This window comes from Treponema socranskii subsp. socranskii VPI DR56BR1116 = ATCC 35536 (assembly GCF_000468115.1).
Taxonomy (GTDB): Bacteria; Spirochaetota; Spirochaetia; order Treponematales; family Treponemataceae; genus Treponema_D; species Treponema_D socranskii.
Genome location: NZ_AVQI01000056.1, coordinates 14,382 through 27,546 on the forward strand (window position 1 = coordinate 14,382; position 13,165 = coordinate 27,546).

12 protein-coding genes are annotated in these 13,165 nt (G+C 50.5%); 9 read left to right on the top strand and 3 right to left on the bottom strand.

From position 1 onward, the window contains the following. Nucleotides 1–8: 8 nt before the first annotated feature. The 9 genes from HMPREF0860_RS07320 (at nucleotide 9) to HMPREF0860_RS07360 (ending at nucleotide 10,245) form a co-directional block, all read left to right on the top strand. On the top strand, nucleotides 9–2,186 hold the full coding sequence (locus tag HMPREF0860_RS07320; protein ID WP_021331019.1) for a flagellar biosynthesis protein FlhA: 2,178 nt from the start codon (nucleotides 9–11) through the stop codon (nucleotides 2,184–2,186). Continuing rightward, nucleotides 2,179–3,432, top strand: coding sequence for a flagellar biosynthesis protein FlhF (locus HMPREF0860_RS07325; RefSeq protein WP_021331016.1), 1,254 nt, complete (start codon nucleotides 2,179–2,181; stop codon nucleotides 3,430–3,432). Before HMPREF0860_RS07320 ends, HMPREF0860_RS07325 begins: the two co-directional genes overlap by 8 nt. Before the next feature lie 3 nt (nucleotides 3,433–3,435). Further along, entirely contained in the window at nucleotides 3,436–4,323 is an 888-nt protein-coding gene (locus HMPREF0860_RS07330; protein ID WP_021330989.1) for a MinD/ParA family protein, read from the top strand. A 323-nt stretch (nucleotides 4,324–4,646) separates the two neighbouring features. Beyond that, nucleotides 4,647–5,372 carry a hypothetical protein gene (locus tag HMPREF0860_RS07335; protein WP_021495638.1) on the top strand — a complete coding sequence of 242 codons (726 nt, stop codon included), beginning with the start codon at nucleotides 4,647–4,649 and terminating at the stop codon, nucleotides 5,370–5,372. A gap of 60 nt (nucleotides 5,373–5,432) precedes the next feature. Beyond that, nucleotides 5,433–6,221: an RNA polymerase sigma factor WhiG gene (gene whiG, locus HMPREF0860_RS07340; protein WP_021331007.1), complete on the top strand. Its 789-nt coding sequence runs from the start codon at nucleotides 5,433–5,435 to the stop codon at nucleotides 6,219–6,221. Continuing rightward, nucleotides 6,221–8,185 (top strand): FapA family protein, encoded by a 1,965-nt coding sequence (locus HMPREF0860_RS07345; RefSeq protein ID WP_021330983.1) that lies wholly within the window; start codon nucleotides 6,221–6,223, stop codon nucleotides 8,183–8,185. Before whiG ends, HMPREF0860_RS07345 begins: the two co-directional genes overlap by 1 nt. Beyond that, nucleotides 8,166–8,498, top strand: a complete 333-nt coding sequence (locus HMPREF0860_RS13275; RefSeq protein WP_021330992.1) for a hypothetical protein — start codon at nucleotides 8,166–8,168, stop codon at nucleotides 8,496–8,498. Before HMPREF0860_RS07345 ends, HMPREF0860_RS13275 begins: the two co-directional genes overlap by 20 nt. Before the next feature lie 2 nt (nucleotides 8,499–8,500). Then, nucleotides 8,501–9,175 carry a hypothetical protein gene (locus HMPREF0860_RS07355; RefSeq protein ID WP_021331006.1) on the top strand — a complete coding sequence of 225 codons (675 nt, stop codon included), beginning with the start codon at nucleotides 8,501–8,503 and terminating at the stop codon, nucleotides 9,173–9,175. Nucleotides 9,176–9,183: 8 nt separating this feature from the next. Beyond that, the gene (locus HMPREF0860_RS07360; RefSeq protein WP_021330991.1) at nucleotides 9,184–10,245 is read left to right on the top strand and encodes an aldose epimerase family protein; all 1,062 of its coding nucleotides are present in this window, start codon (nucleotides 9,184–9,186) and stop codon (nucleotides 10,243–10,245) included. Between the two features lie 46 nt (nucleotides 10,246–10,291). On the opposite strand, the gene HMPREF0860_RS07365 is transcribed toward HMPREF0860_RS07360, so the two are convergent. The 3 genes from HMPREF0860_RS07365 to HMPREF0860_RS07375 form a co-directional block, all read right to left on the bottom strand. Continuing rightward, nucleotides 10,292–10,729 (bottom strand): DUF3276 family protein, encoded by a 438-nt coding sequence (locus HMPREF0860_RS07365; protein ID WP_021330963.1) that lies wholly within the window; start codon nucleotides 10,727–10,729, stop codon nucleotides 10,292–10,294. 123 nt (nucleotides 10,730–10,852) lie between these two features. Further along, the gene (locus tag HMPREF0860_RS07370; RefSeq protein ID WP_021330984.1) at nucleotides 10,853–12,046 is read right to left on the bottom strand and encodes a cysteine desulfurase family protein; all 1,194 of its coding nucleotides are present in this window, start codon (nucleotides 12,044–12,046) and stop codon (nucleotides 10,853–10,855) included. 5 nt (nucleotides 12,047–12,051) lie between these two features. Next, complete coding sequence (locus HMPREF0860_RS07375; protein WP_021331012.1) at nucleotides 12,052–13,164, bottom strand: 3-dehydroquinate synthase; 1,113 nt, start codon at nucleotides 13,162–13,164, stop codon at nucleotides 12,052–12,054. Nucleotide 13,165 lies beyond the last annotated feature (1 nt).

Consider the following 13,165-nt stretch of genomic DNA (forward strand, 5'->3'; position numbering starts at 1 on the left):
GGGGACTGATGCCTGATGAAGCAAGACGCATTTCAAATCAAAGCGTTTTAAATTTTTTGCAGCGCAATATCGTCGGTGTCGCAGTCGTCGTCGTTGCGCTCTTTCTCGTTATACCCATGCCTCGAATCCTCATCGATTTTTCGATGGCGCTCAATATCGCGTTTTCGATCGTCGTCCTGCTCATCGTTATGTATACGCCGCGTGCGACGAATTTTATAACATTCCCGCGCGTGCTTTTGTTTATGACGCTTTTCGGGCTCGGCATCAACATCTCGTCTACGCGCCTCATCCTCGCAAATCCCGTAAACCCCGCGGGGCTTTCGAAAAGTCAAAGCGTCATGGTGCAGGCCTTTGCGAATATCGTTACCGGCGGAGGCGCGGGCGCGACGCCGGTCGTCATCGGCTTTGTGATTTTTATTATTTTGATCGTCGTGCAGGTCGTCGTCATCACAAAAGGGGCTACGCGCGTATCGGAAGTTGCCGCGCGGTTTTCCCTCGATTCGATGAGTACGAAAAAATTCGATATCGGTAACCGGCTCAACAGCGGCATCATAACGGAAGAGGAAGCGCAAAAAGAACAGGAAGCGCTCGACCGCTCGGTCGATTTTTATTCGACGATGGACGGCGCTTCGAAATTCGTTTCGGGCAACGTCAAAGCCGGCATCTTTATCACGGCGATAAACATCTTCGGCGGCTTTGCCGTCGGTATGGCGATCAACCGCATGTCGGCAGGGGATGCACTTTTATCCTATGCGAAGCTTACGATCGGCGACGGTCTTATGTCGCAGATCCCTTCTCTCATGCTTTCGTTTGCGACCGGTCTCATCGTTACGGGAAGCAGCACCGACGAAGCTTTCGACAAACAGCTTTCGAAAAACTTTTCGATCGACGGGCACATCTACGAAATCGTCGGAGCGGCTCTCGCGTTTATGGGCATCGCGTTTATCGGAAACGGCGCGGGAGCGACGGTGCTTTTGGTTTTGCTCGGAGCATTTTTCTTTTTTATGGGATACCGCATCGCTTCTTCTCAAGTGCGCGAAAAAGCACAGGCGATGGCGGCTGCGACGGCAAAGGAAAAGACGGGCGGCATAAGCCCCACGGATGCTGCGGCGATAGCACCTCTCGACACGTTGTCGCTCGAACTCGGCTATGCACTCATTCCGCTCGTCGACAAAGAAAAAGGCGCGGAATTGCTCGAACGGATCACGCGCATACGGCACGAAGCGGCTCTCGATATGGGACTCATCGTTCCGCCGATCCGCATCGTCGACAATATGACGCTTGACCCGAACGAATACAGTTTTAAAATACGCGGTATCGAAGCGGGACGCAGCACGATCAGACTCGGCTACTATATGTGTATGAACAACGGTACGGTAACCGAAGAGCTGCAGGGAGAAAAAACGAAAGACCCCGCTTTCGGCATGAGCGCGATTTGGCTGCCGGAAGAAAAGAGAGCGGAAGCCGAGCGGAACGGCTATACCGTCGTCGATCCTCCGACGATCATCGCGACGCATTTGACTGAAATCATCAAAGTGCATGCGGCGGAAATCATCGGTCGGCAGGAAGTGTCGAGGATCATCAACAATATCAAAGAAACGAATCCGGTCGTCGTCGACGAAGTGCTCAACAACGAAAAATGCAAATTTACCTACGGCGATATCGAAAAAGTTTTAAAGATATTGCTGCAGGAGCGCGTTTCGATACGCAACATCGTTATCATCCTCGAAACGCTTGCCAATTTCGGGCCTATCACGCACAACGCGTGGGATCTCGCCGAAAAGGTGCGTGAAGCGCTCGGACTCCAGATATGCAGACAGTACGCGGACGAAGACAATACGCTGCGCGTTATGAGCTTGTCGCAGGACTTGTCACAGCTCTTACTCGATCACGTCGCAAAGAGCGCAGGCACGGAGCCCTTTGTCGCTCTCGATCCGGTCGATTTGCGGGTGTGGGAGCGCGCGATCCACGGCGCCTACAATGCGCTTCGCAGCAAGGGCCGGCTTCCGATCGTTATGTGTTCGTCGGTCGTGCGCCGCCTCGTGTGGAATATGACGAACCGGGAAATGCCCGATATCATCGTCATTTCCGACAGAGAGATCATTGCCGCGGGCAGGAGCATAAAAGTCGAAGTGCTCGGAGAAATCGCAGAAGATAAAGCAGGAGTGACGATACAGAATGTATAGCGCAGACAGACGGGATGTACCCGTATTGAAGATGACGGGGCGGACGCTCGACGAATGCAAGGCGAAACTCTTCGAAAAATTCAACAACGAGTATACGATTCGCGGAAAGCGTACGATGCTAAAAGGCGGGTTTTTCGGTATCGGACAAAAAGAAGTCGTCGAAGTTTCTTATACGGTAGACCGTGAAGATGAGATTCCGAAAAATACGGCCGCCCATTCGGCAGGGATTCCATCACGGGAAACGGATGCGCTCGATGCGGCCGCCGCGTTCAATAAAACCAAAGACGAACTTTTGCGCGCGGCTCAGATGACGGCGATCAATACCGCGATGAATACCCGCCTTTCCCAAATGGAAGATAATCTTTCGAAGCAGTTGAAAAACATCGCGTTGGCCGCTTCGGAAAAACATCCGTCGATCAAAAAAATCGAAAGCCTTTTGGAAGAAAACGAATTTACGTTTTCATACATCAATGAAATAACGGAAAAATTGCAATCGAATTTTACGCTCGACGCGCTCGAGGATTTTAAAGCCGTAGAGCGCAAAGTCGTCGATTGGATCGGAAAGACGATTTCGATCGCGCCGGAAAAAATCCAGCGGCCGCCGCACGTCGTCGTTATCGTAGGTCCCACGGGAGTCGGTAAGACGACGACGCTCGTAAAGCTTGCGACGAAAATGGTGAGCGAAGCGAAGAGAGAAGAGCGGAGAATTCCGTCGTTCGCGTTTATCACGACCGATACGATGCGTGTCGGAGCTTACGAACATCTCGCTTCGTACAGTACGATCCTTAAAACGGAACTCGAAAAAGCGGAAACGGTCGAAGATTTAAAAAAGCTCTACGACGAAAAGCGCGAAAACTTCGACGCTATTTTTATCGACACGAGCGGCTACAGTCCGAACGATACCGAAAACATCGGCAAGATGAAAGCCGTTCTCGATGTGCGCGGAATGAAACCCGACATATATCTCGCCGTCGCCGCTTCTACGAAAGCGAAGGATTTGGCGAACATCATGCAAAATTACGAACAGTTCGGATATAATTCCGTCATCGTGACGAAGTGCGACGAATCGAAGCAATACGGAAATATCATCAGCGTACTCCACGAAAAAAACAAAAAAATTTCGTACATCGCCGACGGACAAAAAGTCGTACGGGATATCCACCGTGCGGATGTCGTTCAGTTTCTCATCAGGCTTTCGGGCTTTGATGTCGATCGCGTACATATTGAAGATGAATTTGGAGAATAAGATATGGAAGAACAGGCAGAAGGTTTGCGTGAATTGATGAAAGAAGGCGTTCAGGAAAAAAAGAGGGCGTCTTCGGCAAAAGATGCGCACAAAACGCGCATTCTCGCGATCACGAGCGGCAAAGGCGGCGTCGGTAAATCGAATATAGCCGTAAACATGGCGATAGCTTATGCGCAGGCCGGCAAGCGTGTCATTTTGATCGACGGCGATCTCGGCATGGCGAATATCAACGTACTGCTCAATCAAGTGCCGCCGTACAATCTCATGCACGTCATCGACAAAAAAAAGACGATGAAGGAGATTATCCTCGATACCGAATTCAATATCAAATTCATCGCAGGTGCAAACGGGCTTTCAAAAATCGCAAACCTCTCCGTCAAAGAGCTTGAAGATTTTGCAAAACAATTCGCGTCTCTCGGTTCCGCCGATATCATCATCATCGATACGGGAGCGGGCATCACGAACAATGTTTTGCAGTTCGTCGCCGCCGCCGATGAAGTGTACGTCGTTACGACGCCCGAACCGACGGCGATCACCGACGCATACGGCATTATTAAAATCATCACGACGGAAATCGTCGAGCATCCGGTCAACTTAAAGCTGCTCGTAAACCGAGCGCATTCTGCGGACGAAGGCAAGCGCATCTCCGAACGCATCATCACGATCGTGAGCCAGTTTTTGAATTATAAGGTCGATTACATCGGCTTTGTGTACGACGATCCGGTCGTGCAGGCTTCCGTTATCCGGCAAAAACCCTTTATCGTCATCAATCCGACGTCGAAGCCCGCGATGTGTATCAAGCACATTGTCGGCCGCATCGAAAAAACGGAACCGATGGAAAGCGAAGGCGTATCGAATTTTTTGAAAAAGTTTTTGCGCAGAAAAAAATAACCGTATGCCGCAAGCGGGGAAAGCCGGGGTTTTAATACGTTTTGCACTATGCCGGCTTATTAAAAAATCGGCGGCGCCTCTGAAAATTCGATCGTGTTTTTAGAGATGCCCTTGTATGGGTTTGCAGTGCGTCTTCGAAGATTGAAGTTTTTAGAGGTTCACTTTTGTTGCTGTATGATATATAATAAAGGCGGTATGTGCACCGGCCGAGCGGATCGATTATTATTAATAAGGATCTGCGTCCTTTGAGTTTGCGGCGGCGCGCACGGCTAAAAACTTTTTTGAAAGTCGTAACTTTCTGCAAAAGTTTTTAGGGAGGTGTAGTGAGGCAGGTTCGATTCATCGCAGGTTTTGCTCTCGGCGGTTTCCTCATCTCTTTTTTCTTCGGCTTTTTTTCTCACGGCGGTATAGGGCGTATGCTGCTTTTCGCTTTTATTTTTGCCGCAGTGTTTGCCGTTGTGGGATTTGCCGTGCAGTTTATCGGTACGACGTTTTTGAATATCGACGGCGGGACGGATGGCGCTGACGTGCACGGAACGACGGGAAACAATGTCGATATCGTCGTGCAGGACGAAGAGCTTCCGACCGAAGACGGTTCTCCTGAGTTTTATGTCGGTGGAAATCACCAGATGCTGAACAAAGAAGATTACAGCGGGGAAAAAGGGGGACGTTTCGCAGGTGCTTCGGACGGAAGCGAAGGTATCGATACGATTCACGCGGCAAACGGAGCGGCTTTGGCCGATGCGCAAACCGGGCAATCGGATGACGGTTTTGTTCCCGTAGGGCTGCATGAGAGCGCACGGACGATTTCGGGAAAAGAGACGGGAGTCAATTCGGACGACGGTTTTTCGCTCAAAGACGATACGCTCGACGACTTGCCCGATCTCGAAGATTTGGCTCCGTCCGGAGAGATTATCGAAGATACCGCTTTTTCCGCAGCTTCGGATACAACGAAAAAATCCGATAAGGCGAGTAAATACAGTGAAAAGGATACGACGCTTATGGCGAAAGCGATAAGCACTGCACTTGCAAAGGATAAAGAAACTTAAAATCAAGGGGAGTGCTAAAAGCCGAAGTTTTTGGCGCTTCCCTTAATAAAGGTGCATACTATGGCAGACTCGGTAAACGACGAAAAAGAAGAAGACAGACTCTGGGAAGAATACCGAAAGACGAAATCGCAGGCGTTGCGTGACGCGTTTATACGGCAGTATATGCCGCTTGTTAAATACGTCGCGGGAAAAGTGTCCGTCGGTATGCCCGGCAGCGTCGAATTCGACGACCTCGTCGGCTTCGGTCAATTCGGTCTGCTCGATGCGATCGAAAAATACGATCCGTCGAAAAACGTCAAATTCAAAACCTACGCCGTTACCCGAATCCGCGGAGCGATCTTCGACGAGCTCAGGCAAATCGATTGGGTGCCGCGTTCCGTCCGTCAAAAATCGAGGGAGATAGAGGACGCCATCAATACGCTTGAATCGCGGCTCGGACGGACGGCGAGCGATGCGGAAATCGCAGAATCGCTCGGCGTGAGCGAAGACGACTATCACCGCATCATCATGAAAGTGTCGGGCACGAGCGTGCTTTCTCTCAACGACGTGTGGCATAACGGGGACGATGCGGCGAACACGTCGATCGGCGACAGTATCGAATCTCCATCGAGCATGAATCCCGATGCGATCGTCGAACGCGAAGAGATTAAAAAAGTGATCGTGCAGGCGATCAACGAATTGCCCGAAAAAGAAAAGATGGTTATCGTTTTGTACTATCATGAAGATTTGACGTTTAAAGAAATCGGGCAAGTTCTCAACGTAAGCGAGTCGCGTATTTCCCAATTGCACACAAAAGCGAATCTCAGAATGCGTGCAAAATTGACGAATCTCAGGAAAGGAATCATGTGATGGTATCGCTCGAGAAAATACGTGCGGATATGCAGCGCCTCTTGGAACGTGACAAGATGCTGCACAACGTCGACGTAAATGCGGAAAGTATCGACGAAGCGCTGGCCGATGCTGCAGTCCAGCTCGACACGAAAGCCGCCGATCTCGAATACGAAGTCGTCGAAAAAGGAAGCAACGGTTTTCTCGGTTTCGGAAAAAAGCCGTGGCGTCTGCGTATTTATCAAAATCCCAATACGCTCTATGCGAAAAACAAATCGGCAAAAGACGATCTCTTCGGTGAAGACGCAGGGGGAGTAGAAGCGAAAATCGTCGACAGAGACGGTGCGTATTATATCCGCCATTTCGGTGACAGAATTATGCTCAAAGTACGGCTTCCTTCAGGGAAAGGACATGCCGTTGACGGCAAAGACGTCATGCAGGCGCTCGTGCGGCCGGATACGATTTCCGTAGAAGACGATCTCGTAAAAAAATACGTCAAACAGGGGACGTCCGGCCGCTATGAAGAAGTCGGCTCGTATAAACACATAGCTGCAGGCGATGCGAGCGTTTCGGTGAACATTTCAAGCGACGAAATGAAAGCGGACATCGTCGCATCCGCACCTTCGATGAGCGGCGCCGACGTTTCCTATTCGATGATCGAGCGGGCTCTCCGCGCGCAAGGCGTCGTCACGGGATTTGACGAAGATAAAATCGAAGCTTTTGTCGACGATCCCGTCTACGAAACTCCGTACGAAGTTGCATCGGGAACTCCCGCTCAGGACGGGAGGGATGCATACATCGCTTATGATTTTGAAACGGATCCGAAAAAACTTCGCGCGACGGAGTCTGCAACGGGGCAAGTCGATTTTAAAGAGTTGAACCTCATACAAAACGTCATCAAAGGCGGACGCCTTGCACAAAAAATTCCCGCGGAAAAGGGAAAGCCCGGCAAAACGCTTTTGGGGCGCTATACTGAAGCGAAAAACGGAAAAGATATTCCGATTCCGCTCGGACAAAACGTTTCGCTTGCGCCGGACGGCATGACGGTGATCGCCGATACCGACGGTCAGGTTATGCTCTTTGCCGGAAAGATTACCGTTGAGCCCGTACTCCAGCTCATGAGCGTCAACATCAAAACGGGAAACATCAAATTCCTCGGCTCCGTCATCATCCGCGGGAGCGTTGAAGACGGCTTTAATGTGGACGCTTCGGGCAATATCGAAGTCGGCGGGACCGTCGGCAACTGCAAAATCAACGCCGGCGGAAACATCATCGTGCAACAGGGCATATTCGGTAAAAACGGCGGCACACTGACGAGTAAAAAATCGCTGTGGGCGAAATTCATACAGGCGTCGAAAGTCGAAGTCGATGAATCGGTCATCGTTACCGACAGCATTATGAATTCCGAAGTGATGGCGATGAAGAGCATCGTTTTGAGCGGAAAAAAAGCGCAGATTATGGGCGGACACTTGTTTGCGACGGAAGAGATTTCCGCAAAGAGCATCGGCTCTCCGGGAGGGGGCGCGGAAACGATACTCGAAGTCGGCTTCGATCCGCGTGCAAAACAGCGGCTCGACAGCCTGCAGGAAAAGCAGGGCGCGCTTGTCAAAGAGCTTGAAAATCTCGAACTCGATATTTCGACGCTCGAAAATCAAAAGAAAATACGCCGTTCGCTTCCGAAAGAAAAAGAAGACAATCTTACAAAACTCAAAGAGCGCAAAGTGCAGATCGATTCCGAATCGGCGGAGATGACCGAAGAGATTCAAACGCTGCAGGAGCACTTGCGCGAATTGAAAGCGGTCGGAAAAGTAAAAGCATCGGGAACGGTGTACGCGGGAGTGAAGATCTACGTGCGCGACGTGCTCGACGAAGTGCATAACGAAGTGTCGGGCGTAACATTTTATTTTGAAAACAATTTCGTCAAGCGCGGCAAATACGAAGCCGCTTCGAAAATAAAGGGACCCGATGGCTATACAACCGATTGATTTGCAGACGATGTATTCTCAAATGGCAAATATCGCGCAAAATGCCGCGCAAGCCCAAGACGGCGGCAGATTCGCCGAAGCGATGCAGCAGCAAAACATCGTGCGGCAAAATTTGGAAGAAGCCGAGCGCGTCTCCCGTCCTGCATCCGATGAATCGGAAGCCCAATCGCGCGCCGTAAAAAACGACGCTTCTTCTTCTCACGGGGAGAAGGAAGAGAAGGGCAAAGACGGAGGGCGCGAAAAAAAAGACGAAAGGCGCGAAAAAGCCGTACAAGAATCCTATATCGGGCAGCACATAGATATTACGAGGTAGGCGTGCCGGGAGTTTTATTTGCGATTGTCGCGATTAATATCGTTTTATGGGGCGTTTTTATCGTCCGCTTTAAGCGCCTTTTTTCGGCCGACGACGTCATCGAAAAGACGAGAGCCGAAATGGACAATATGATCCGCGATATCAACAACAATACCGTTCGCGCGATCGATATCATCGACGACAGAACAAAGCAGCTGAAGCGCCTTATCGAAGAAGCGGACAGACGCATAGCGCTTGCACGGAGCGAAGAAGCGAAAAAGCTTACGGCATCCGCTCTCCGCGATACGCTTGAAAAAAAATCGGTTTCCGAAGTCTCCCGCCGCGCTGCGAATACTTACAAAAAAAACGTTCCGCGTTCCAGGCCTTCCCCCGATGCATCCTATGCTGTAACCGGAGAAGCGGAAGCGCTTGCGGAAATGCAGCATTCTCTCTTTGACGATACTCGTACTTCGGTGCGCACAAAGGCTGAAATGAACGTGACGGATGACGGAGCGTCGTATGCGAAAGTGCCGGTTATAAAACCCGATGTGTATTTTTCGGAAACACCGATCGTACCGAAAAAGAATTTTACGAAGCAAGTGCTCGAGATGGCGGAGATGGGGCTGACGATCGAACAGATTGCAAAGCAGCTTTCGTGTTCGAAAACCGAAGTGCAGATGATACTTGATATGCAATAGGAGAAGATATGAAAACAATGGTGCAAAATTTCGGCGTGCTTTCCGACGGAACGAAGGTTTCTCTTTTTACCGTCAAAAACAAGCGCATGTCATTTTCCGTTACGGATTACGGCTGCAGGATTACGAGTATCGTGCTGCGCGATTCTGACGGAAGAGAAACGGACGTCGCTCTCGGTTATTCGACGCTCGAAGGTTATATTTGCGATGAGAGCTATTTCGGCGCCTTTGTCGGGCGCTTTGCAAACAGAATTAAAGGCGCCGCCTTTACGCTTGACGGCAAGCGCTATACGCTCGATAAAAACGACGGACGCAATATGCTGCACGGAGGTTTTGACGGCTGGGACAAAAAAGTGTGGAAAGCGAAAACTATTTCGACCGAAAAATGCGCAGGAGTCGAGTTTACGCGCGTTTCAAAAGACGGCGAGCAGGGGTTTCCCGGAAATATGAGTGTAAAAGTGCGCTACATCCTCGACGAAAAAAATAACCTCACGTGCCGCTATACGGCATCGACCGATAAAGCCTGTCCCGTAAACCTTACCAATCATTCGTATTTTAATCTTGCAGGAAAGGGGACGATCGAAAATCACGTTTTAAAACTCGACTGCCCCTCTTATCTTGAAAGTACGAGCGCTTTGATTCCAACGGGAAAAATTCTTTCCGTAAAGGATACGCCGTACGATTTTTTAAAAGAAAAACGAATCGGACGCGATATCAAAAAAACGGGGACGGGCTACGACGACTGCTTTGTCACGCGAATCTACGACGAAAAAAACGGAAGGAGCGGAGTTCCCGAATCGGCAAAGAAAATTATCCGCGTTGCGGAATTGCGCGATCCCGAATCGGGGAGGGCGATGACGGTCGACACAAATGCGGAAGCTATACAGCTCTATACGGGCAATATGCTGAAAGCCGTGCGCGGCAAAAACGGACGCATCTACGGCAAACACAGCGCGCTCTGCCTTGAAACCGAATGTTTTCCGGATTCACCGAATATCGCTCAGTTTCCGTCCTGCGTTTTGCTTCCCGGAAAAAAATACGAATCGGTTACCGTATACGGATTTCACGCGTAGAAAAAGCGAACGATAAAGTAGGGACGGCAGGGGAAAACCGATAGTTTTATTGTTCGCTTTCAGCGCCGTTTTGCAGGGCGGCATCATTTGCTTTATCCGCGCCGCTCCGCTTCGATACGATGTGAACTCTGCCCGTGCGCTTGATGCCGTCGTCGCGCTTCGCTTCTTTTTCGCCGTCTTTTACGTAATACAGTTTTTTTGCGTACTTCGCTTCTTTTTCGGCTTTTTTTTCGCGGACGGCTTTGACGCGGGCTCTGCGCGCTTTGTCGATAAACGAAAGCGATTTATCCATGCCCTGTAAAAACTTCTGCATATCTTCGGCGAAAATCGCAATCTGATGGCGGTCGAAGTCCGCTCCGTCGCGGCTTTTGCTTTCGACGATTTGAAGAAATATATCGCCGGTTCTGTTTTCTTTGACGTTAAAAAAATACGACCGGTTGTCCAAATATACTTGCGTTGTAAAGAGTTCTCCGCGTGCGCCCATAATCCGTCCTCTGTTCGCTTCACAGTATCATAAAAAGAGCGCTTGGGCAACTGCGCCGGAAACCGTATTCTCTAAAAAATCACGTGTACGTAAAAAATCGGCTGCACTCCAGGCATCAGTCGATTATGCGAATTTTGCGGCGATTTCGCCCGCCTTTACTGCAAGCGCTTTCATTGCGCTTTCGCTCGTACGGGGGCCGAAGCTGAAGCGTACTGCACCTTCGCGGACGGATGCGCTCACGTTCATCGCCTGTAAAACTGCGCTTCCGCCTTTATGCTGCCCCTTGTGCGAAGAACACGCACTTCCGGTCGAAACGCAAAATCCCTCGGCGTCGAGCGCGCGGAGCATCACTTGTCCCGGAATGTTTTTAAAAGACGCCTGCACAATCCACGGAGAATATTCGTCTTCGTGTCGGACGTCGAGCCGCGCTTCGGGGATAATCGTACAGCCTGCAATTTCGGAAAGGTTTCGTATAAAAGATTCTGTTAATTTTTTTTGCGTTTCAAAACGCGCGCGTGCTTTTTCGTTTGTATTCGAAATGCAGTAGCGTTCGAGACAGTGCGCAAATGCGAGAGCACCGTATACGTTTTCCGTTCCGCTTCGTATATTTTTTTCCTGTCCGCCGCCGCGGAAAAAAGATTCGATCGTGTCGGCAAGGTAGAGTATGCCGATTCCCCTGGGTCCGCCGATTTTGTGGGCGCTGAAGGCCGCGCTTGCGATGCCTGACTGTGAAAGTTCGAACGGAATTTTTCCCGCCGCCTGAACGCAGTCGACGTGCAGTTTCGCTTTTCGTTTATTTCCGCTTTCTTTTGCAAGCGCATCCGCTATGTCGTTGATCGGCTGAATCGCGCCCGTTTCGTTGTTGACCGCCATGACGCAGACGAGGGCGGTATCGTCGGTGAGTTTTGACAGCACCGCTTCTTTCGTTATGATGCCGCCCGTTGTCGCCGGAATGCGGACGACGCGCCATCCGCATTTTGTCAACGATTCCGCCTGTTCGCGGACTGCCGGATGCTCTACGGAGCTTATGAGTACGGTGCCTTTTTGCGGTCGGTTCAATACGGAAAGGAGGGGAATGCAGTCGCTTTCGGTTCCGCCCGACGTAAAGTAAAGCGTTTCGGACGGCACGCCTAAAGATGCGGCACATAGTGCACGCGCTTTTTCCAAAAGCCGTTTCGCTTCTTTTCCGACGGAATGCATGCTCGAAGGATTTCCCCACGCCGAAAAAGTTTCCGCAAGAGAGGCTTCCAAAATATCTTTATCGGAGGGTGCGGTCGCCGCCCAGTCAAAATAATGATCGATATCGTTTCGTTCCATACGCACTATTTTAAAACGTTTAAAATGACATCGTCGCCGACGGTTTCGGAAACCGTTTCGGTCAGACCTTTTTGTAAAACGAGGCGGATGCCGCCGCCGGTATTTTTTTTATCTTTGTGCATGATAGAAAGGAGTCTCGCTCCCGCAGCACCTCCTTTTATAATCGAAGGCACGGGATCCGTTTCCCAACCGTAGCGCTTGAGGACGGAGAGCACTTCGTCTTTATACGCTCGGCTGCACAAACCGATGTTGCAGCTGAGAGCGGCGGCGCGCGATATGCCCCACGCGACCGCATCTCCGTGCGTGACGCTCCCGAAACCCGCAAGCGATTCGAGTGCGTGGCCGAAAGTGTGACCGTAATTCAAATACGTGCGGATATTTTGTTCGGTAAAATCTCGCTCTACGACGGAAGCTTTTGCCGCGGCGCATTTTTTAATAATAAAGTTTACCGTCGCTTTATCGCGCGAACATATCTTTTCGCTTTCGTTTTTAAATACGTCGTAGAGTTCGGCGTCGTACAAAAGCGCGGTTTTAAACGCTTCGGCGAGTCCCGATCGATACTGGTTTTCGGAAAGCGATTGTACGAATTCGGGAAAAATGTATATCGATTCGGCGGGGTAAAACGAACCGATCATATTTTTATAATTATTAAAATCGCATCCGGTTTTTCCTCCGATCGCCGCATCGACCATCGAAAGCAGCGTCGTCGGCACGAACACGCAAGATGCGCCCCGTTTAAAAAGGGATGCCGCAAAACCCGTTATATCCGAAATGACGCCTCCTCCGACGGCGACGAAACTATCCTTTCGCGAAAATTCCGCATCGATCGCATTTTTTACGATAGTAAGGACGCTTTCGATAGTTTTGTATCCTTCGCCCGAACCGAGTATGACAAGTCTGTCGTCTCCGCAGATTCCGTCGTCGAACCTTGCGATAAAAGGCGCGAAAAGCGCGAGCGTTGCGACTTTTGCGTCGGTGACGAAAAAGCGTCGGCGGCCCGTTTTTTCTCCGGGCTTAAAGAGATCGATAAAGTCGGGAGATGTTTCCGCGAAGACTATACCGGTAGAATCCGTGCCCGGGTGAACGGGCGGATAGGAGATGCGTACGATAGTATCCATA